Origin of the sequence: Pelomonas sp. Root1217 (assembly GCF_001425705.1) — a bacterium.
Classification (GTDB): Bacteria; Pseudomonadota; Gammaproteobacteria; order Burkholderiales; family Burkholderiaceae_C; genus Pelomonas.
Genome location: NZ_LMDC01000030.1, coordinates 1 through 20,758, shown reverse-complemented (window position 1 = coordinate 20,758; position 20,758 = coordinate 1). Strand labels below are relative to the sequence as shown.

The 20,758-nt window shown below is 67.4% G+C and carries 15 protein-coding genes and 1 pseudogene; 9 read left to right on the top strand and 7 right to left on the bottom strand.

Annotated features, from left to right (window positions below; genetic code table 11):
* The first annotated feature begins 15 nt into the window (after nucleotides 1-15).
* The 3 genes from ASC95_RS27005 to ASC95_RS26995 are packed head-to-tail and all read left to right on the top strand — an operon-like array spanning nucleotide 16 to nucleotide 4,883.
* The gene (locus ASC95_RS27005) at nucleotides 16-2,340 is read left to right on the top strand and encodes a DEAD/DEAH box helicase (protein ID WP_082568160.1); all 2,325 of its coding nucleotides are present in this window, start codon (nucleotides 16-18) and stop codon (nucleotides 2,338-2,340) included.
* Nucleotides 2,341-2,397: 57 nt separating this feature from the next.
* A complete protein-coding gene (locus ASC95_RS27000) occupies nucleotides 2,398-2,769 on the top strand; it encodes a hypothetical protein (protein ID WP_057300804.1) in 372 nt (123 codons plus the stop codon).
* Entirely contained in the window at nucleotides 2,766-4,883 is a 2,118-nt protein-coding gene (locus ASC95_RS26995) for a hypothetical protein (RefSeq protein ID WP_057300803.1), read from the top strand. Before ASC95_RS27000 ends, ASC95_RS26995 begins: the two co-directional genes overlap by 4 nt.
* A gap of 47 nt (nucleotides 4,884-4,930) precedes the next feature.
* On the opposite strand, the gene ASC95_RS26990 is transcribed toward ASC95_RS26995, so the two are convergent.
* Both ASC95_RS26990 and ASC95_RS26985 read right to left on the bottom strand, forming a co-directional pair.
* A complete protein-coding gene (locus ASC95_RS26990) occupies nucleotides 4,931-5,935 on the bottom strand; it encodes an aldo/keto reductase (RefSeq protein ID WP_057300802.1) in 1,005 nt (334 codons plus the stop codon).
* Between the two features lie 70 nt (nucleotides 5,936-6,005).
* Nucleotides 6,006-6,884 (bottom strand): LysR family transcriptional regulator, encoded by an 879-nt coding sequence (locus ASC95_RS26985; protein WP_235538070.1) that lies wholly within the window; start codon nucleotides 6,882-6,884, stop codon nucleotides 6,006-6,008.
* Between the two features lie 130 nt (nucleotides 6,885-7,014).
* Here ASC95_RS26985 and ASC95_RS26980 point away from each other — a divergent pair, with 130 nt between their 5' ends.
* Nucleotides 7,015-8,355: an aspartate aminotransferase family protein gene (locus tag ASC95_RS26980; RefSeq protein WP_235538069.1), complete on the top strand. Its 1,341-nt coding sequence runs from the start codon at nucleotides 7,015-7,017 to the stop codon at nucleotides 8,353-8,355.
* 21 nt (nucleotides 8,356-8,376) lie between these two features.
* Nucleotides 8,377-9,867, top strand: coding sequence for a CoA-acylating methylmalonate-semialdehyde dehydrogenase (locus ASC95_RS26975; RefSeq protein ID WP_057300800.1), 1,491 nt, complete (start codon nucleotides 8,377-8,379; stop codon nucleotides 9,865-9,867).
* A 74-nt stretch (nucleotides 9,868-9,941) separates the two neighbouring features.
* Here the strand turns inward: ASC95_RS26975 and ASC95_RS26970 are convergent, their stop codons facing one another.
* The 5 genes from ASC95_RS26970 to ASC95_RS26950 all read right to left on the bottom strand — a co-directional run bounded on the left by ASC95_RS26970 (nucleotide 9,942) and on the right by ASC95_RS26950 (nucleotide 14,844).
* Nucleotides 9,942-10,709 (bottom strand): LytTR family DNA-binding domain-containing protein, encoded by a 768-nt coding sequence (locus ASC95_RS26970; protein WP_057300799.1) that lies wholly within the window; start codon nucleotides 10,707-10,709, stop codon nucleotides 9,942-9,944.
* Nucleotides 10,706-11,734, bottom strand: a complete 1,029-nt coding sequence (locus tag ASC95_RS26965; protein WP_057300798.1) for a sensor histidine kinase — start codon at nucleotides 11,732-11,734, stop codon at nucleotides 10,706-10,708. Before ASC95_RS26965 ends, ASC95_RS26970 begins: the two co-directional genes overlap by 4 nt.
* Nucleotides 11,735-11,743: 9 nt before the next feature.
* Nucleotides 11,744-12,433, bottom strand: a complete 690-nt coding sequence (locus ASC95_RS26960) for a hypothetical protein (protein ID WP_057300797.1) — start codon at nucleotides 12,431-12,433, stop codon at nucleotides 11,744-11,746.
* Between the two features lie 48 nt (nucleotides 12,434-12,481).
* Nucleotides 12,482-13,144 (bottom strand): hypothetical protein, encoded by a 663-nt coding sequence (locus tag ASC95_RS26955; RefSeq protein WP_057300796.1) that lies wholly within the window; start codon nucleotides 13,142-13,144, stop codon nucleotides 12,482-12,484.
* Nucleotides 13,145-13,314: 170 nt separating this feature from the next.
* Nucleotides 13,315-14,844 (bottom strand): tryptophan halogenase family protein, encoded by a 1,530-nt coding sequence (locus ASC95_RS26950; protein ID WP_057300795.1) that lies wholly within the window; start codon nucleotides 14,842-14,844, stop codon nucleotides 13,315-13,317.
* A gap of 472 nt (nucleotides 14,845-15,316) precedes the next feature.
* On the opposite strand from ASC95_RS26950, the gene ASC95_RS26945 reads away from it, so the two are divergent.
* The 4 genes and pseudogenes from ASC95_RS26945 to ASC95_RS26935 form a co-directional block, all read left to right on the top strand.
* Nucleotides 15,317-16,576, top strand: coding sequence for a hypothetical protein (locus ASC95_RS26945; protein WP_157256531.1), 1,260 nt, complete (start codon nucleotides 15,317-15,319; stop codon nucleotides 16,574-16,576).
* A 155-nt stretch (nucleotides 16,577-16,731) separates the two neighbouring features.
* Nucleotides 16,732-19,833 (top strand): TonB-dependent receptor, encoded by a 3,102-nt coding sequence (locus ASC95_RS26940; RefSeq protein ID WP_057300793.1) that lies wholly within the window; start codon nucleotides 16,732-16,734, stop codon nucleotides 19,831-19,833.
* A gap of 153 nt (nucleotides 19,834-19,986) precedes the next feature.
* Nucleotides 19,987-20,220: pseudogene (locus ASC95_RS32285) on the top strand (tryptophan 7-halogenase); the annotation flags it as partial.
* Nucleotides 20,221-20,263: 43 nt separating this feature from the next.
* A partial coding sequence (locus ASC95_RS26935; RefSeq protein ID WP_255355285.1) for a tryptophan 7-halogenase occupies nucleotides 20,264-20,758 on the top strand: 495 nt, incomplete at its 3' end.

Below are 20,758 nucleotides of genomic sequence, written 5' to 3'. Positions count from 1 at the left end.
TGCGAGACTGTCGTGATGTCCGTTTCTCCCCCGCACCTCACGCTGCGTACCCTGACGCGCGGCGACGGCCTGCTCGGCCTGCGGCCGCGCGGCGCGCTCGGGCCGCGAGGGGACCAGGTGACGGTGGCGACGCTGGCGCGGCGGGATGCCGACGCCGAGCAGACGCTGCTCAAACTCGGCCTCGTTGCCCTGGACCCCCCCTTGCTGCAATGGCGCGGCGCGCCGCTGCCTCTGGGCGGAGCGTCCCTCTGGACCCTCGTCCAGGAAGAATTCTTCGGCGACTTCCATGCCGAAAAGGTGCCCGAACTGTTGGCCCAGGGCTGGCAGGTCACCACCGAGCCCGGTTTCGCCCACCACAGCCAGTTTGTCAGCGGCTGGCAGCTCGGGCTGACCGAAACCGAAGCCGAAGCTCCCAAGCCGAGCCGCCGCGTCGAAGGCCTGGGGCTGGAGCGGCGCACCGGCGCCTGGCTGGTCAGCCTGGGCATGGAGGTCGACGGCCAGCGCATCGACCTTGCGCCACTGATCGCCAACCTGCTGCGCAAGGACAAGCGCTGGCTGGACGCGGTGGCCATCGCGTCCATCGAGGACGACGCCATCGTCTCGCTGCGCGCGCCCGGCGGCCGGCGCTATCACGCGGTGGCCGCGCCGCTGAAGGCCATGATGCTGGCGCTGCTGGACCTGCTCAAGCCGGTGGAGCTGGAGAAGGGCAAGCCGCTCAAGCTCAACGCCTGGGACGCCGACCGCATCCGCTGCATCGAGGAGGAGTCGCGTGGCCGCTGGCAGATCCACGGCGATGCTGGGTTGAAGGCACTCGGCCAACGACTGCTGGCGGCCGGCACGCCGACTTCGATGGCGCAGCCCGACGGCCTCGGCTTGCAATTGCGCCCCTATCAGCTGCACGGCTTGACTTGGCTGCAATACCTGCGCGAACAGGGCCTCGCCGGCATCCTGGCCGACGACATGGGCCTGGGCAAGACGGCGCAGGCCCTGGCCCACCTCTGGACCGAGAAGCAGGCCGGGCGCCTCGAACGCCCGGCCCTCGTCATCGTGCCGACGTCGCTGCTTTTCAACTGGCAGCAGGAGGCCGCCCGCATCGCGCCTGGGCTCAAGCTGATGACCTGGCACGGCGCCGACCGCGAAGCCGCGCAGCTTGCGAACGTGGATGTGGTGCTCAGCACCTACAACCTCGTCTGGCGCGACCTGCGCACGCTGTCCGCCCAGCGCTGGCACTTGCTGATCCTCGACGAAGCCCAGGCCGTCAAGAACGCCCAGGCTCGCGCCGCCCGCGCCCTCCTGCGGCTCGACGTGCGCCACCGCCTGGCCCTGACCGGCACGCCGCTGGAGAATCACCTCGGCGAGCTGTGGTCGCTGTTCGACCTGCTGATGCCCGGCTTCCTCGGCGACTCGCGCAGCTTCGCCCGCCACTGGCGCAAGCCCATCGAAGTGAACCGCGACGGCGCGCGCGCCCGTCTGCTGGCGGCCCGCGTGCGGCCCTTCATCCTGCGGCGCATGAAGACCGAGGTGGCCACCGAGCTGCCGCCGCTGACCGAACTGGTCAAGCGCGTCACGCTGGTCGGCCAGCAGAAGCAGCTTTACGAGAGCGTGCGCGTCGCGGCCGACCACATGGTGCGCCGCATCCTGGCCCGCGACGGCTTCAACGCGACGAGCCTGATCAGCGTGCTGGACGCGATGCTGAAGCTGCGCCAGGTCTGCTGCGACCCGCTGCTGCTCAAGGGCGTGGATATGCCGCCATACGTGGAGCGCGCCAAGCTCGAATGGCTGTGCGAGCACCTGCCCGATTTCGTCGCCCAGGGCCGGCGGCTGCTGGTGTTCTCGCAGTTCACCGAGATGCTCGACTTGATTGCCGCTGAACTGGACCGTTTGGAGCTGCCTCATCTGCGCCTGACCGGCCAGACCGCCGCGTCGGCGCGCGGCGAGGTCGTGCGCCGCTTCCAGGCCCGCGAGGAGCCCATCCTGCTGGCCAGCCTCAAGGCCGGCGGCGTGGGCCTGAACCTCACGGCCGCCGACACCGTCATCCACGTCGACCCCTGGTGGAACCCGGCAGTGCAGGCCCAGGCCAGCGCGCGGGCACACCGCATCGGCCAGGACCAGCCGGTCTTCGTCTACCAGCTGGTGGCCCAAGGCAGCATCGAGGAGCGCATGCTGGAGTTGCAGGCGCGCAAGAAAGCCTTGGCCGACGGCCTGCTCGGCAGCGACGACGGCAGCAGTCTGAGCAAGTTCAGCGCGAACGAACTGAGGCTGCTGCTGGCGCCGCTGCAGGAGGCCGAGCTTGGCCTGCGGCAGCCGGCGGCCGCCGACCTTCCCCACTTCTACGGATGACCCCGGCGCGGCCCGGCGGCCTACTCAGGCCCGGTCCATCTCGACCAGGAGCCCGCCATGACCACCCGCGAACACATCATCACCAACATCAAGGTCGACTTGGTCGTGAACACCAAGGACGACCTGCGCCGCATCGTCTTCGGGCTGGAGAAGGTCAGTGACGACGACGGCTTGCCAACCTGGACCATCCATTTCAAGCTGTTCCGCCGCGATGACAAGGCGGTGGCCTACGGCGACGCGCGCGTGAGCCTGGACGTGGTCGTCGACAAGGAGCTGCACAGCAAGGCCGCAGCGACCGCCACCAATGGCCTGACCGCGACGCAGGCCGCCTTCCTGGCCGGCCCGGCGTCCAGCGCGGCTCTCGCGAGCCAGCAGCCCGGCGGCCCGCCTGCGGATGCTGTGATCCAGCGCACGCTGATCAAGCGGTGAGACGCCCGCCACTGGGCGCGTGCTGGGCGCTGGCCCTGCCCGCCCTGCTGGCGCCCGCCGTCGCCAGCGCCGGCCCGCAAGCCGGGCAGGCTGCGGTGGTCGTCGGTGATGCCTGTCCGGCCAACGGCGCCTTTGGCGGCATGCCCATCCACGCCGTGGACGTGCAGACGCCGCTGGCCTTCCTGCCCTGGATCCGGGCTGACCTGAACCAGGCGAAGGCCTTGGCCGAGCCGCTGCGCGGCACGCCCTACAGCGCCAGCCAGGTCACGGCCGTGTGGAACCAGATCGCTGCGCTGCCCTTTGCCAACCTGGATGTCGAAGCCCGTGTCGGCGGCCGCGTGCTGCCCGTGATGGTCAGCTGCACGCCGCAGGGCCTGGACTTGGTGTTCTTTGTCTACGCCATCAAGGCCTCCTTGTCGGTAGGGCTGACCTGGGAGTCGCGCCAGCGCGAGACGGCTGCCCCGGAGCGCCAGTCCGGGCAGGAGGCCTTGCGCCCGGGCATGCGCCTGCAACCGCGCCTGGGGTATCGGGGGGGCGAGGGCGCCGGGGCCGGGCTGGCGGCCCTCTACAACCGCAGTGGTGCGGGTGCCGACGCCGACACCCTCTATTGGCGCTCCGTCGCCGTCGACGCCTACGCCAGTGATCGGCTGCGGGACATGGCGCTGGCGCTGGAGGGAGGGCGGGAGCACAGCGACGGCATCTGGGCCCACACGGCCTGGCGGCTGGGCTATGCCGACCAGTCGGTGCCCGCCAAGTCCGTGTCGCGGCTGGGGCAGAGCAACCTCGAGGCTCAGGCCTTCGCTCAGACGCATCCACTGGGCAGTTGGGCGCTGGCGCTACGCCTGGGAGCGGCGCTGGATGCCGGCCAGCACCGCAGCCGCGGCCAGGACGACCCCGCCGCAGGCCTGGTGGCGGACCAGCGCTACCAGTCGCTCAAGCTGATGGCGGGCACCACGGCACGGCTGGCGCGGCAGAGCCTGGCCGCGAGCTATGCGGTCGAGTTCGGCGCCGGCAGCGGCGGCGCGGGCCTGGACTGGGTCAAGCAGATCATCGACATCGCGCATGAGGGCCGCTGGCCGGTGGCCGACCACCGCAGCCTGTCGCTGGAAACGCGTCTGACGCTGGGCCATCTGCGCGAGCAGGGCCTGGTGCCACATGGCGCGCGCTTCTTCGCTGGCGGGCGCGAGCAGCAATTCATCGGCGGCGAGGAGTGGCAGATCCGCGCGGCGCCGCTGCTGCGCAGCCTGGGCACCAATGCACTGGCCGGTAGTCCGGCGAGCCCGGGCTACCAGCGCTTTGCGGCGCTGAGCCTGACGGCGGCGCTGCCGGTCTTCAACCAGCCGCTGGTGCCGGCCGAGGCATACCGCGACGCCCAGGTCCGCACCGCGTTGAACGGCCAGCTGGACTCCGCCGTCGGCGGCCTCGCGGCGGACAACCGCACCACCCTGCCGACCTATCTGCAGGCCATTGCGCAACTGCCGACAGTGCAGCGGACCTTGGCCGCGCTCGATGCTGCCCTTGCTGCCGTGGCGCCCGCCGCCGGCAGCGCCGACAGCGATTTGTTCGCCGCATGCAAGGCGCAGCTCGGCCAGGCCCAGGACGAGATCACGCAGGTGCTGCTGGAGTCCAGCCTCACGCAACTGGGCCTGTTCACCGAGCTGCTGCCTGGTGAAGACACCGCCAACACGGTGGGGCAGGTGGTGGCGCTGTGTGTGGAGAGCTTCAACGCCGGCCCGCGCCACCCGCAGGTCACGCAGCAAGGCGCCGCGCTGCGCGCTGCCGTCAAGGAGCTGGTGCGCTTGTTCGTAGCAGCAGACCCCAAGCTGGCCGAGCAGGACGCGCGCCGCGAGATCGAACCGGTGCGCCATATCGTCGACACGCTGATGGACGAGATCAATGCCGTCGCCATCAGTCCGCTGCTGATGCTGGACGCGGTGAATCCCAGCCCGCGCCTGAGCGGCCCCCGTACCCGCCTTGCCGTGGGCACCGGCCTGCGCGTGACGCTGGTGGACAGCGTGGATTTCAGCCTGGGCTATATGGCCAACCTGCGCCGCCAGGCCGGCGAGGCGCGGGGTGCGTTCTTCGTGACGATGCAGTTCAAGGACCCGTTCTGATCGGCCGATGACGCGTGTGTCAGCCCAGGCCGTCAGCGGGCTCGACCTCAGCCGGCTGACTTCTCGAGCGTCAGCGCGGCGTCCACCGCCGCCAGCTCAGCATCGGTCAGTGGCGCCGCCGCGACGATGCCCAGCGCGTCGTCGATCTGGCCTAGCCGGCTGGCGCCGACCAGGATGGACGTCATGCCGGGCTGCCTCAGCACCCAGGTCAGGGCCAGTTGAGCCAGCGTCTGCCCACGCGCATCCGCCAGTGCCTTGAGTGCGCGCAGCGCCTCCAGCCGGCCCGGCGTGATGTCGGTGGGTTTGAGGAAGCCACCCAGGGCAGCGCGTGAGTCGGCAGGGATGGACGAGAGGTATTTCTCCGTGAGCAGGCCCTGGGCCAGTGGCGAGAAGGCAATGCAGCCGATGCCTTCCTCGGCCAGCACCTCCAGCAGACCGCCCTCGACATGGCGGTCCAGCATGCTGTAGCGTGGCTGGTGGATGACGCAGGGCGTGCCCAGCCGGCGCAGGATGGCGCTGGCTTCGCGGGTCTGAGCCGCCGAATAGTTGGACAGTCCCACATACAGCGCCCGCCCGCTGCGCACGGCGTGGTCCAGCGCACCCATCGTTTCCTCCAGCGGCGTGTCGGGATCGGGGCGGTGCGAATAGAAGATGTCGACGTAGGGCAGGCCGAGCCGCTTCAGGCTCGCATCCAGGCTGGCTAGCATGTACTTGCGCGATCCCCATTCACCGTAGGGCCCAGGGTTCATGCGGTAACCGGCCTTGGTCGAGATGATCAGCTCGTCCCGGTGAGCCTGCAGGTCCTCGCGCAGCACGCGGCCCATGGTCAGCTCGGCCGAGCCCGGCTGTGGGCCGTAGTTGTTGGCAAGGTCGAAATGGGTGACGCCGCGGTCGAAGGCGCCCAGCAGCATGGTGCGGGCGTTGTCGTAGCGGTCGACGTCGCCGAAGTTGTGCCACAGGCCGAGCGACAAGGTCGGCAGCAGCAGGCCGCTGCGCCCGCTGCGACGATAAGGTTGGCGGTCGTAGCGAGAGGAATCGGGCGTGTGGCTCATGCGTGATGCGCGGCACAAAGCCGCTGAAGATGGCGGTGAAGGTAGGAGCGGGATGGTAGTCGCCGCTTCCTCAAGCGTGCGCCGCTTCGAGCGCCTGCACCAGCGTCGCCGCGGCCCGGGTGGGCGCGGGGTCGTGGCGGTAGATGCAGGCGAAGCTGCAGTCGTAGCTCAGCTCATCGACGGACACGGCGCGCAGGCGGCCGGCCTCGACAAAGGGCTGGGCGTAATGGTCGGGCAGGAAGCCGACGAAGCAGCCGGTCAGGATCAGCGTCGCAACCCCTTCCTGGTCAGACGCCGTGGCCGCCCGCTCCAACTGGCGTCGATGCGTGAGCACGAGGTTGGGTGAGTGATAGCCGAGACCGGCCAGTTGCTGGTTTCTCAGGTCGGCCCAGCTCCAGCGATGGTCGGCCGCGAACCAGGCGTGGCCGTTGCCCGCGTACAGGTGCATGACCTCGCCAAACAGCGGGCGGTAGGCGAGGCTCTCCGACCTCCGGTGCTCGGGGATGACACCGACCTGGAACTGCCCCGACAGCACGCCCTGCTCGATGTCGGTGATGGTGCCGACATGGATGTGCAGCTTCACGCCGGGTGCGGCCTGGTTGAACTGGGCCAGGGCTCGGTCGATGTGGCAGGCGGAGTTGCTGACGGTCTTCTCGAACAGTGCCAGATGCAGGTCGCCGCCGATCTGGTGGTGGATCTCCTCCAGCCGGGCGCGGAAGTCGGTGGTGGCGGACAGCAGTTGCAGCGCCGCCGCGTAGAGCTCGGCGCCCTCGGCCGTCAGCGCAAATCCGGCGCGGCCGCGGCGGCACAGCACCAGGCCGAGGCGCTCCTCCAGGTCCTTGATCTGCCGGCTGATGGTCGGCATGCCGACGTTCAGTTCCAGCTCCGCCGCCGCCATGCCGCCGCATTCGACGACGGCTTTGAACACCCTGAGCAGGCGCAGGTCCACGTCTGCAATCTGGCCGGGAAGACGTGCGTCATTTGGTTTCATTGACCGGCAAGTAGACATGGCGATGTTGTCATTGTCTACAAGCATTGGCCCGGGCACGATGCGGCGCAAACCACTTGCACGAGACGCCATGACTCAGACCGCAGACCGACCTGCCAACTGGATGGACGCCCACTGGATGCCCTTCACCGGCAACCGGCAGTTCAAGGCCAACCCCCGCCTGCTGACCGGCGCCGCCGGCGCCTATTACCGCACCGACGACGGCCGGCAGATCTTCGACGGCCTGTCGGGCCTGTGGTGCACGGGCTTGGGGCATGGGCGCCAAGAGATTGTCGAAGCCATCAGCCGCCAGGCGCGCGAGCTGGACTATTCGCCGGCCTTCCAGTTCGGCCACCCGCTGTCCTTCGAGCTGGCCAACAGGATCGTCGAGAAGATGCCGGCCGGCTTGAACCGCGTGTTCTTCACGGGCTCGGGCTCGGAGTCGGCTGACACGGCGCTGAAGATGGCGCGGGCCTACTGGCGCGCCAAGGGCCAGGCGGGCAAGACGCGGCTGATCGGCCGCGCCAAGGGCTATCACGGCGTCAACTTCGGCGGCATCTCGGTCGGCGGCATGGTGGGCAACCGCAAGACTTTCGGCCAGGGCATTGAGGCCGATCACCTGCCGCACACGCAGCCGCCCAACGGCAGCTTCTTCAAGGGCATGCCGCCGCAGGACGGCCCGATGGGCGCCGCGCTGGCCGACGACCTGCTGCAGCTGATCGCGCTGCACGACGCGAGCAACATCGCCGCCGTCATCGTCGAGCCCTTCTCCGGCTCGGCCGGCGTCGTCATCCCGCCGGTGGGCTATCTGCAGCGGTTGCGCGAGATCTGCACGGCGCACAACATCCTGCTGATCTTCGACGAGGTCATCACCGGCTTCGGCCGCGCCGGCGCATGGACAGGCGCCGAGGCCTTCGGCGTGACGCCCGACATCCTGACCGCCGCCAAGCAGATCACCAACGGCGTGCAGCCGCTCGGCGTGGTCGTCGCCAAGCAGGAGATCCACGACACCTTCATGGCCCAGGGCGGGCCGGACTACATGCTGGAGTTCCCGCACGGCTACACCTACTCGGCGCACCCGGTCGCCTGCGCGGCCGGCCTCGCCTCGCTGGACCTGCTGGAGCGTGAGCACGCGCTGCAGCGCGTGAAGGAGCTGGCGCCGATGTTCGAGACGGCCGTGCATGGCCTGAAGGGCGCCAAGCATGTGGCCGACATCCGCAACTTCGGTCTGGCCGCCGGCATCACCGTCACGCCGCTGCCCGGCGAGCCCGCCAAGCGCCCCTTCGACATCGCGATGGCCATGTACGCCAAGGGCTTCTACGTGCGCTACGGCGGCGACACCATCCAGATGGCGCCGCCCTTCATCAGCACGCCCGCCGAGATCGACTCGCTGGTCTCCGCTTTAGGCGACTGCTTCGACGCGACTCTCTGAACTTTTACTCCCAAACATCCCGTGATCACCCATCTCATCAACGGCCAGCAGGTCGACGGCGGCAGCCGTTCGGCCGACGTCTTCAACCCCGCCACCGGCAAGGTCGGCGCGCAGGTCCGCCTGGCGGACCGCGCCACCGTCGAATCCGCAATTGCCGCCGCGCAAGCCGCATTCCCTGCCTGGCGCAACACGCCGCCGCTCAAGCGCGCCCGCGTGCTGACCCGCTTCAAGGAGCTGCTCGAAGCGCATGCCGACACCATCTGCCGCCTCATCACCGACGAGCACGGCAAGGTGCTGGCCGACAGCCTGGGCGAGCTGCAGCGCGGCATCGAGAACGTCGAGTACGCGACCTACGCGCCCGAGCTGCTGAAGGGCGAGCACAGCCGCAACGTCGGCCCGGGCATCGACGCCTGGTCGGAGTTCCAGTCGCTGGGCGTCTGCGCCGGCATCACGCCGTTCAATTTCCCGGCCATGGTGCCGCTGTGGATGTGGCCCATGGCCGTGGCCTGCGGCAACACCTTCATCCTGAAGCCGTCCGAGCGCGACCCGAGCAGCACGCTGTTCATCGCCCAGCTGGCCCAGGACGCCGGCCTGCCGCCGGGCGTGCTTAACGTCGTCAACGGCGACAAGGAGGCCGTGGACACGCTGCTGGCCGACCCACGCGTGCAGGCCATCAGCTTTGTCGGCTCGACGCCGATTGCCGAATACATCTACGCGACGGGTACGAAGCACGGCAAGCGCGTGCAGGCGCTGGGCGGCGCCAAGAATCACGCCGTCGTCATGCCCGACGCCGACATCGACAACGCCGTGACGGCGCTGATGGGCGCGGCCTTTGGCTCCTGCGGCGAGCGCTGCATGGCCATCCCGCTGGTGGTCGCAGTGGGCGACGCCACGGCCGACGCCGTGCGCGAGAAGCTCATCGCCGAGATGGCCCGCATGAAAGTCGGCTCTGGCCGCGAGGCCGGCTGCGACATGGGCCCGCTGGTCACGAAGGCGCACCTGGAGAAGGTGCGTGGCTATGTCGATCAAGGCGTGGAAGAGGGCGCTGAACTCGTCGTCGATGGCCGTGGCCTGACGGTGGCCGGGCACGAGGCCGGCTACTTCCTCGGCCCCTGCCTGTTCGACCGCGTCACGCCCGGCATGCGCATCTACGAGGAAGAGATCTTCGGCCCCGTGCTCGGCATCATCCGCGTCGACAGCCTGCAGGCCGCTATGGCGATGGTCGACGCGCATGAATACGGCAACGGCACCTGCATCTTCACGCGCGATGGCGAGACGGCGCGCCACTTCACCGACCACATCCAGGTCGGCATGGTGGGGGTGAACGTGCCGCTGCCGGTCCCGGTGGCTTACCACTCGTTCGGCGGCTGGAAGCGGTCGCTGTTTGGCGACCTGAACGCCTACGGCCCGGACGCGGTGCGCTTTTACACGCGCCGCAAGCAGATCACGCAGCGCTGGCCTTCGTCGGGCGTGCGCGAGAACGCGGTGTTTGCGTTTCCGTCCAGCAAATAAGGCCGCAAGGGTTGTTCGGCCAGGGTCGTGGTTCGCGGCCCGCCATCACTGCCGGCGCGCGCCAACACCGTGCGCTACATCGGCTTGAACCGGGGTTGGAAGCTCTGGCTCACCGGCAACCTTGTCTTGCCGTCCTTGAGTAGCACTTCCATGCTGCCCAGGCTGCGATCCACGCGAGCGACCTGGGCCACGTTGATGACGACGGCGCGGTGAATCTGCCAGAACTGTTCCGGGTCGAGTTGCTGCAGCAATTCGCGCAAGGACAGGCGCAGCAGGTAGTCGCCTTCCGCAGTGAAGGCGCAGGTGTATTTGTTGTCGCTGCGGAAATGGCTCACATCCGCCACCATCACAAGGTGCAAGCGTTCGCCCTGTGAGGCCTGCAGCCAGCGCAGCGGTGCGCTGGGCGCGGGAGGGGCGCTGGATGGCAAGGAGGGCGGCGCCCACTGCTGCAACCAGCGCGCCAGCTCGGCAGGTGGCAACTGCAGGCGCTGCTGCAGGCGCTGCACAGTCTCGCGCAGGCGCTCGGTGGCCAGCGGCTTGAGCAGGTAGTCCACCGCGCCCTGGTCGAAGGCGGTGACCGCATGCGCGTCGTAGGCGGTGACGAAGACGATGTGGCACAGGCCCTTGATGCGCCGCGCCAGCTGCAGGCCGTCCAGCCCGGGCAGGCGGATGTCGACGAAGACGATGTCGGGCCGCAGTTCCAGCACCAGGGCCAGGCCGCGTTCGCCGTCCTCGGCCTCGGCCAGGACGTGCAGCTGCGGCCACAGCTCGGCCAAGCCCTCGCGCAGGCGCTGGCGCGGCAAGGCTTCGTCTTCGATCAGCAGGGCGGTGGGATGCTTCATCGGGTCTCGGGAATGTTCCAGGGCAGCTCGATGCGCGCGCACACGCCGCCGGTGGATCGCTGTTGAACACTCAGGCGTGCCGCCTCGCCGTACAGCCCCGCCAGGCGGTCGCGCAGATTGGCCAAGCCCAGGCCCTGGCCGCTGGCCGGGCCCGACTCAGCGGCCTGCAGGCCGATGCCATCGTCGCGCACCTCCAGCACGAGGCGCTCGCCCTCGCGCCGTGCATCGAGTTCGATGCGGCCGCCTTGCGGCTTGGGCTCGATGCCGTGGCGCACCGCGTTCTCCACCAACGTCAGCAGCATCAACGGTGGCAGCCCTTGGCCGTTGCAGCGGGGCTCGGGATGCAGGTCGAAGCGCAGGCGCTCGCCCAGCCGTGTGGACATCACCGTGAGGTAGGCGCGTGCCAGCTCGAACTCGCGCTCCAGCGTGCTCATGGGCTTGCGCAGCGACGGCAGGGCCAGGCGCAGGTAGTCGTGCAGCTCGCCGAGAAAGCGCTCGGCCGTGGCCGGCTGGCTGCGGATGAGCTGCTGCAGGCTGGCCAGCGCGTTGAACAGGAAATGCGGCTCGACCTGGGCCTGCAGCGCCTTCAGTTCGGTCAGGCTGACCTGGCGCGACAGTTCGGCCATCGCCGCGGTGTGCTCGGCGTGCGCCAGGCGCAGTGCCAAGGCCTGCTCCTCACGCCAGCGCCACCAGCGGGTCGGCAGATGCATCAGTAGCGCGAAGGCGAAGGCCGGCAGCCAGGGCCGCCACATGGCCAGCGGGTTCTGCCATTGCGCCAGGTCGATGGCCGGCAGCAGCAGCGTCCCCGCCGCCGCGCCCAGAGCGGCGGCCAGCGGCACCGCCAGCGGCCACCAGCGCCAGTTGAGCGTGAACCAGGCGGCGCTGTAGGCCAGCCAGAGTTGGGCGGCCGGGGCCAGCCAGCGGGCGTAGGGCCAGATCCAGTGCAACAGGGCCCAAGCCGCCCAGAACAGCAGGGCGGGGAGGAGGGCAGGCAGCAAGGCGCGGCGCAGGGGCGGGCGTGGCATGGCCAGCCTTCAGTCCAGCGCCGCGTTCAGCAGCGGCGAGGGCGGCTTTTTCGCCATCTCCGCCATGTGCTCTGCATCGGCACGGCGCGCCGACTGCAGGTCGACGCCGATCTTCGTCGTGGTCGTCGGCACCTCGTTGCCGACGACCTGGAACTGCAGGTTGCGGGCCCAGACCTGGCCCTCACCGACCAGGCCGATGCCGAGGATGACTTGCGGTGCGTCGGCTGGCACGTCGAACACGACACTGGCGTCGTGCCAGTTCCCGTCGGTCGCGACGGCAGTGCCAGCGGGCAGCAGCGCCTCGACACCGGGCCTGGCCGCGTTGATCCGGTACAGCAGTGTCCCATCGCCCTGGCCGAGAAAGAGCCCGGCCCATCCCTTCACAGCGTCGGTCCGCAACTGGCCACTGAAGCGCAGCCGCTTGCCCGCGTAGCCGTACAGGTTTTGGTGCGCCGCACCCATGTCGACAACCCAGGGCTTCGTGGGCTCCACGAAGCGGACTGTCAGATTGGGACTGCCGGCCGCGTCGCTGGCGGGATCGATGCCGACTTCATAGCCGTTCGAAGCCGACAGCGTGGCTTCGGAGAAGATGAAAGTGTTGTGCGCGATCCAGCCAGAGGGCATGCGCGGCGGGGTGGCGGCGCCGACACTGAGCACGATGGCGGCCAGCGGGGCGAGAAGGAGAGTGCGGTAGTCCATGTTCGGTGCCTTGGAGAGAGTTCTGGTGGAAGGGCAGCCTGCGCGTCGTTATTGCAGCGACAGGTTTTGCGGCGGCGTGGTTCCCCAATAGAGCATGTGCGCCTCGATCTGCTCCCTTTCGGCCTTGATGAGGACAGCGGCCTCGGCGCCGAAGCGGTGTGTGGTGACCGGTATTTCGGGCCCGACGATCTCCAGCTTGAAGCCTCGCGCCCAGACCTGGCCGTTGCCGATCAGGGCCAGGCCGACGCTGAACATGCCGCCGCTTGTCGCCGAGATGTCGGCCACCACGCTCACTTCGCACCACTCGAGACAGCCGGCAGCGCCACGCGGCGCCGTGGCATCAGCCTCGAATTCCTCGGAAGCCGGAGAGAACGGTATGACGCCCGAACCGACCACGAGCCCGGCCCACTGATCGACGCCAGCCGTCTTCACCTGCGCCGAAAAGCGTATGCGTCGGTCCGCATACCCCGTGAGTCCTTGGAAGATGCTGCCGATCTGGTGGGCCTTGCGCTCGCCGATGGCTTTGACGGTGAGGGCGCGCTGGCTGCTGTTCTCCGTCTCGGGGGCCACGCCGGCTTCGTGCGTCGGGCTGTTGAGTCCATCCCAACCGGCAAAGGAGACCCAGCCGGTCGGCTGGCGCAGCGTTTCGGCACCGCTGGCGGTCAGCGCCAAGGCAACCAGTGGAATGGTCAAAAGGGCTCGGTAGTCCATCGGTTCTTCCTTTCAGTTTGGGAGGGACGACCGCAGTGTGTTCAACCCGTGCCGGCGCGGCCGAGATGATGCGACAGGCCAGCGCAGCGGCTGACGAGGCAGCCTGCGCGGCGACGGGTGACTTCGACGCAAAGACCGGGGCTGCCCCCTCGTCGGGGGCGCCACGCGCGTCAGGCCTTCGGCGGCGCGGAGATCCTGTTCAGGAAGTCCGCGTGCGACGGCATGGATGCCACCGTGCGCGAGATCGAGCTGTGCACCGAATGAAGGTGCCGGCGGATCAGCTGCGGGTCCACCAGGTCGATATAGGGGTCGTACCTCTCGGGGTAGACGCCCAGGCCCAGCAGGATCGACGCCCACGACGGCTCGGCAAAGCCTTCCGGCTCGATCACGGCGACACGGCCGGTCTTGCGGAACAGGGCGATCTGGTGCGCGAGATCGTCGGGAATGGGCATGTCGGCGCAGTAGCGCCAGAACTCGCTGTCGCGCCGCTCGCCCAGCTTGTAGTGAAGGATGATGAAGTCGCGCACGGACTCGTAGCGATAGGCCATCTGCCGGTTGAACTCGTCCGCCAGCGCCGGCTGGAATGACTGGTCAGGCAGCATGGCCGTCAGGCGGCTGACGGCGTCCATGATGAGATGCAGGCTGGTGGATTCCAGCGGCTCCAGGAAGCCCGACGACAGGCCGACGGCCACCACGTTCTTGACCCAGCCCTGCTTGCGTCGCCCGGTGACGAAGCGCTGTTGCCGAGGCTCGTCGAGGGCCTTGCCGTCCAGGTTGTCCAGCAGCGTGCGCTGCGCTTCGTCATCGCTCAGGTAGCCGCTGCAATAGACCAGCCCGTTGCCCGTGCGGTGCTGCAGCGGGATGCGCCACTGCCATCCGGCGGTGCGGGCGGTCGACCGCGTGTAGGGCGTCATGGGGCCAGCGCTCTCGCAGGGCACGGCCAGCGCGCGATCGCAGGGCAGCCAGTGGCTCCAGTCTTCGTAGGGCGACTTCATGGCGCCGTCGATCAGCAGGGCGCGAAAGCCCGAGCAGTCGATGAAGAGATCGCCTTCCACGCGGCGCCCGTCGCTCAGGTGCAGTGCCGTCACGAAACCGTCTTCGGGCCGCGTCTCGACGCGCGTGATGGTGCCTTCGGTGCGCTGGGCGCCGTGCTTGAGGGCGTACTCACGCAGGTAGGCGCCGTACAGCGACGCATCGAAGTGAAAGGCGTAGTTGAAGGCATTGGAAGGCGCCGGCTCGCCGGGCGTCGGCGGCACAAAACGCATCTGCCGGGCCATCACCGTCGCAGTCGACCATTCCTCGTAGGAGGGGAGTTGGTCTCCCAGCGCTTGCAGGCGCAGCCAGTAGGCCCACAGCGGTCGGTTGTGGATGGCCGGACCGAACCCGCCAAAGCCGTGGAAGAAGCGATTGCCGATCCGGCCCCAGTCCTGGAATTCGATGCCGAGCTTGAAGGTGGCGCGCGTACGGCGGACGAAGTCTGCCTCGTCGATTCCCAGAAGCTGGTTGTAGAACTGGATGGTTGGCAACGTCGCTTCGCCGACCCCCACGGTACCGATGTCCGCCGACTCCACCAGCGTCACCTCGCAGTGCTGATCCGGTTGGTCAGGCCGGCACAGCATCCGCGCCAGCGGGGCGGCGGTAATCCAGCCGGCGCTGCCTCCGCCGACGATGACGATCCGCTGAAGTGGACGATTTCGCACAAAGTCTCCAAAAAAAAACAGATTTGGTCTGTCCGGGAGTTTGCCCTATGTCTCTTTGGTCTTACCAGTTGTACGCTTGGCGCAGGCATCGGAAAGCATTTCTGACAGACGGCGCGGTTCATGGTGCGCTCGCCAGCCTTGGCACATGGTGACCAAAGACGCAACAGGGCGGCTTTCTAACCTGCCAATAGTTGGTGCAACGACCGAACCAAGTCGCCGTCAGTGAGGCGGGGCGAGCCGATCAAGGAGCAGCGTCGCTGTAGAGAGAGCAAGTTCTGCAGTCAGGTGCCCACAGTCATTTCAGAACAGGAGACAAAACGTGACGAAAAAGTTGATTCCGCACACCCGGAAGTTGACCGTTATAGCGGCATGCGCTTTTTTGGCCGCCTGCGGAGGCGGAGGGGGTAGCGAGGGCGGAGGCTCAGAGGGCCGCTACCAGGTCATCACTTTCAAGTATCCGGGTGGCGGCACATTGCTGAATCCGCCGACGACCTTGTCGGCCACGGCCACATCCGGGTTGCCGGTCAGCTTCCGCAGCGGCACACCCACCACCTGCACGGTCGCCGACAACAAGCTGACGCTGGTAGCCGCGGGTGAGTGCCTGGTCATCGCCAGCCAGCCAGGCGGGGCCGGTTCGGATGGCACCAAATGGGCGAGTGCCGACGATGCGAGCCAGCTGTTCAATGTGTTGAAGCATGCGCAGGTGGTGGATTTCACCCCGCCGGACTACGCTCTCAGCGCGGCAACGAAGTCCATCGCGCTCAGCGCGACCGCGGACTCAGGGCTGCCGGTCACGTTCGCCAGCGACTCGCCTGCGGTCTGTACCGTCAGCGGCAGCACGCTCCAGTTGCTGACCAAGGGCTCCTGCGCGGTGTCGGCGAAGCAAGCTGGCAATGAGAGTTACAAGGAAACGACGACGCAGCGCTTCATCGCCGTCGACCCGCTGCTCGTTGCTGACGGGTTCCAGCCGGGGGGCGGGCGCGGAACCATGAACAACTTGCACACCAAACAGGGTGGCAACGTCATGGTCAATCCCTGGGACAGCGCGCTCAACGCTGGGTGGGAGTGGTGCGATGCCAGCGCGGGCGACTGGTGCTACAGCAAGGTCTCCAGCGATGGCTCCACGCTCGATTCGGCCCTGCATATCCCGGACACCATGTTCACCGGCGGCTGGCAATACGGCTTCAACCGCATCGACATCTTTGCGCCTGGCCTGAGCGGCTTCAATGGGTCGGGCGACACGGTGGGTGGTCTGCAGGTGACCACGGAGAAGGCGTTGGGCTTCACACTGGGCTTGAACGCCGATCTCCACGCATCGGCCAAGCCCATCGTCGTGCATCTGGACCTGGGCAAGCGCAACAACGGCTGCAACGTCACACTCAGCACCTTGGTGTGGGCCCCGATGTCTGGGTTGGTCAGCTACGGCGTGCCGCTGGACAACTTTGCGGTGACCGAGGCCTGCGGCCTTTCGGGTGTCACCACGGTGTCGCTGGACAACGACGTCCGAAAGCTGCCGAACCCCTATGACAGCACGGGCGCCCCGGTCAAGGCCGCCGAGTTCAAGGCGGCCCTGGACAAGATGGCGGCCTCGCGCGCCTCGGCTGCGACGCTGCTGCAGTCCTCCAACGTCGTGCGCACGCGCTTCTGGTTGATGGACGCAAACGTGGACAAGAAAACCGCGGGCATCTACGCCTCCGACTTGACCATCAAGGGCGCCATCACCATCCAGTAACCCAGGCCGCGAGCGGCGTTGCGTGTCAGCGACCGGCCCCGTGTTGGGGCGGTGACACCAGCATCGCGAGGGGCGGCCTCGGCATTCGGTGCCGGGGCACACGGCAGCCCTGAAGCCAGCTGCCGCCGGACACATCGAAGGAATACGGAGACACCATGAAAAAACAGTTCCGCACCACAGCCATCCATCGCGGCATGGTCCACATGATGCTGCTGACCGTCGGCAGCGCCGCAATGGCACAGACGGCGGCTGAAAAGCCGGCAAACCTGGAAACCGTTGTCATCACCGGGCAGCGCGCAGCGCTGCAGTCGGCGCAGAAGATCAAGCAGAACGCCGAGGAAATCGTCGACTCGGTCGTCGCTGAAGAGGCCGGCAAGCTCCCGGACAAGTCGATCACGGAAGTGCTGCAGCGCGTCGTCGGCGTCGTCATCGACCGCAACAAGTCGCGCGGCGACCCGGAGCACTTCTCCGTCGAGGGCTCGGGCATCAGCGTGCGGGGCCTCAGCTGGGGTTCTTCGGTGCTGAATGGTCGTGAGTCGTTCTCGGCCGGTTGGCCGGGCCGCGAGCTGAGCTGGGGTGACATCCCGCCCGAACTGATGGCCGGCGTGGACGTCTACAAGAACCCCTCCAGCGAGATCATCGAAGGCGGCGTCAGCGGCACAGTGAACCTGCGCACGGCCTTGCCCTTTGACTACAAGGGAACCAAGGCCTACCTGTCGGCGGGCAACAACTACGTGCAGCGTTCGGGCAAGAATTCGCCCAGCGTGTCGGGGCTGTACACCACCCAATGGAACACGGACATCGGGCGTGTCGGCGTTCTGCTGGACCTCTCCTACAACCACTCCAGCTTCCAGAACGAGAGCATCCAGCTGGATGCCTACTTCCCGCGCACCGACCTGATCGCCGGCAAGGTGGCCTGGGCGCCGAAATCGGCCTCCTTCCGCAACAACACCGGCGACACCGAACGCGCCGGCTTCTACGCCGCGCTGCAGTGGAAGAAGGACAGGATGGACTCGTCGCTGACCTATTTCCTGTCGGGCGCACGGGAGACGGGCAGCGAGCAGGGCATCTACACCGGTGTGGAGAGCCCGTACAAGTCGGTGATCAAGAATGCGACGTACGACGCCAACAACGTGCTGACGTCTGGCCTCTACACCTACCCCAGCGGCGGCCTCGGAGCGAACACCTTTGCCGATGGCGGCCTGGGCTTCAACGTCTCGCGCGGCTGGAATCGGAGCAATTCGAAGACCGGTGAACTGGCGTGGAACTTCAAGTGGGCCATCAACGACCAGTGGCTGGTGCAGAACGACGTCCAATGGGTTCATGCGAAGAACGATTCCATCGGCCGCAACATGCAGCTGGGCACTTACGTGCCAAGCATGAGCATCGACGTGTCCGGCAAGAACCCGGTGCGCATCGGGTTCGACCAGACCGCCACGGATTTCCTGGCCGACTCGAAAAACTACTACTGGAACCTGGTCATGCCGGGCATGAGCAAGGCCGATGCCGACCTCTACGCCTGGAAGGCCGACGCGCGTTACCGTTTCGACGACCCCATCCTGCGTGACATCCGTGTCGGCGTGAGAGCCACCTATCGCGTGGCACGCCACTACGATGCCTCGGGCAACGGCTGGACGTCCACTTCCGATCCCTGGGCCGTCAAGCAGACCTCCACGCCCGGCAAGCCGCCTGCGGTCACCGATGGGCTCGACTGGCAATCACGCGGAAGCTTCGGCTACATGAGCGACCCGCGCTACCAGACCGTGCCGGTCGAAGTGTTCAACTTCAACAACTTCTATGGCGGCAAGGCGGGCAAGCTGCCGAACATCGTCATGCCGACGATCGGTGCCGTGCGCGACTACCCGAACACCTACAAGACGCTGGCCAACGACTACCGCTACCAGCAATGCCTGGATGGCAAGGCGCTGTTCCCCACCATGAACATCACGTGCGATTACGCGAAGGACTATCAGAACTTCCAGGAGCTGGTTTTCGACGGTAACCCGGAAAAGACCAGCACGCACAGCGAACAGACCGACGCGGTCTACGCCACGCTGCGCTTTGGCTTCGACGACCTGAAGTTCCCGATCGAAGGCAACGCCGGTGTGCGTGTCGTGCTGACCCGCGACGTCTCGCACGGCTACACAGCTTTTCAGACGCAATACAACTCGCAGACGCCGCCCGATCTGCCGCGCTTCGACCAGCTCGGAGGGCCTCTGGACGTGCAGAACGAATTCGTCAAGGTGTTGCCGTCGCTCAACCTGAAGATGAACTTCACCGACAGGTTGCAGGCTCGCCTGGCGATGGCCCAGAGCATGAACCGACCTGGCTTCAACCAACTGGGCGAGTACATCAAGCTGTGGCAGGACTACGACGCCATCAACCAGAGGGTCTCCTACCGTGGCGAGAACTCCGGCAACGTCAAGCTCAAGCCGATCACGGCCAACAGCTATGACCTGGCGCTGGAGTGGTACCCGCGTGACGGCCAGTCCATCACGGGCACGGTGTTCCATAAGGACGTCAAGGACGTCATCATGAACACCTCTTACAGCCGCGCCTACAACAGCGTGGGTGGCAATCCGCAGATTTTCTCGGTCACGGGTCCCGCCAACGTGGGCAAAGCCAAGGTCAGCGGCCTGGAAGTTGCGGGCATGACCTACCTGGACAAGCTGCCCTTCCTGGACGGCATGCTGCCGGATTGGGCCAAGGGCATCGGCGTGTCGGCCAACTACACCTACATCGACGCCAAGCAAAGCCTGTACAAGCAGATCTACAACCCCTATTGCGATGCGGGCAGGACGCAGACGAATGGCACCTTGCACCTGTTCGGCTGCGACACCAACGGCGTGCCGTTCAACGATCTGCCGCTGCCCTACATGGCCAAGAACGCGGCCAACTTCGTCTTGATGTACGACCGCGGCCCGTTTTCAGCACGGCTGGCCTACAACTGGCACAGCCGGGTGCTGCAGGGGGCGGATGCCAATGGCACGCGCGGCGATGATGCGACGAGCGCGGACCCGACGCGCCCGGGTGCCCGGGATGTGGGCTGGGGCCTGCCGACCTGGCAGGAGGCGTTCGGCCAGTGGGACGCGGGCATGAACTACAGGTTCAGCGACCAGTTCAGTATGTCGCTCAACATGACGAACCTGAACAACGTCATCGTCCGCCAGACGCAGCAGCAGCACATCGGCACGATGGGGCGTGCGTGGTTCTACCCTGGCCGCAGCTACTCGATGAGCGCACGCTACGAGTTCTGACGCGGTCCCTGACGCGGCGTAACTGCATGCCGCCTGGACGGACTGTCCGGGCGGCATGCCCACTTGCGTGGGTCGGCGCCGCGTGGCCAGAGATGGAAATGATGGACGTCGGCGCAGATCATTGATGGCGCCCAAGAACTTGGCAGAGTCTCTATGACGCAGAAAATTGCTCGCATCGTCGTCGTGGGCGGTGGCAGCGCCGGCTGGATGGCGGCCGCGGCGCTGGTCACCGGGCTGAAGGGCCGCGCCACCGTCGAGGTGGTCGAGTCCGAGGAGATCGGCATCGTCGGCGTCGGCGAAGCCACCTTCCCGTCCATTCGCAACTACAACCAGCTGATCGGCATCGACGAGCGCGATTTCCTGCGCGCCACGAACGGCACCTACAAGCTGGGCATCCGGCCACTTCGGCAACCTGTTCGGTTCGCAGACCTTGTGGGGCCAGCACCGCCGCATGGGGCTGACCGAGCCGCTGGGCGTGCAGTGCGTGCCGACGGTGATGGCGATGAAGGGCCGTTTCGTGCTGCCCGACGACCAGGCGCAGTTCAAGTACGCCTATCACTTCGACGCCGTGCAATACGCCGCCTTCCTGCGCAAGCTGGCCGTGCAGCGCGGGGCGCGCCACACGCTGGGGCGCATCACCGACGTGTCACGCCGTGCCGATGGCGGCGTGGCCGCCGTGCAGCTGGAGGACGGCCGGCGCATCGAGGGCGACCTGTTCGTCGACTGCTCCGGCTTTCGTTCCCTGCTGCTGGGTCAGGCGCTGGCAGAGCCCTTCGTCGACTTCAGCCACTGGCTGCCCGTCGACGGCGCCTGGGCCTGCCCCACGGAGCGGGTCGGCGAAGAGCTGGCCCCGTACACCCAGGCCACGGCGCTGGAAGGGGGCTGGGCGTGGCGCATCCCGCTGCAAAACCGCACCGGTCATGGC

Coding starts and splice junctions, on each gene's coding strand:
- ASC95_RS27005 (WP_082568160.1), top strand. CDS start 16: ATGTCCGTTTCTCCCCCGCACCTCACGCTGCGTACCCTGACGCGCGGC.
- ASC95_RS27000 (WP_057300804.1), top strand. CDS start 2,398: ATGACCACCCGCGAACACATCATCACCAACATCAAGGTCGACTTGGTC.
- ASC95_RS26990 (WP_057300802.1), bottom strand. CDS start 5,935: ATGAGCCACACGCCCGATTCCTCTCGCTACGACCGCCAACCTTATCGT.
- ASC95_RS26980 (WP_235538069.1), top strand. CDS start 7,015: ATGACTCAGACCGCAGACCGACCTGCCAACTGGATGGACGCCCACTGG.
- ASC95_RS26970 (WP_057300799.1), bottom strand. CDS start 10,709: ATGAAGCATCCCACCGCCCTGCTGATCGAAGACGAAGCCTTGCCGCGC.
- ASC95_RS26965 (WP_057300798.1), bottom strand. CDS start 11,734: ATGCCACGCCCGCCCCTGCGCCGCGCCTTGCTGCCTGCCCTCCTCCCC.
- ASC95_RS26960 (WP_057300797.1), bottom strand. CDS start 12,433: ATGGACTACCGCACTCTCCTTCTCGCCCCGCTGGCCGCCATCGTGCTC.
- ASC95_RS26955 (WP_057300796.1), bottom strand. CDS start 13,144: ATGGACTACCGAGCCCTTTTGACCATTCCACTGGTTGCCTTGGCGCTG.
- ASC95_RS26940 (WP_057300793.1), top strand. CDS start 16,732: ATGAAAAAACAGTTCCGCACCACAGCCATCCATCGCGGCATGGTCCAC.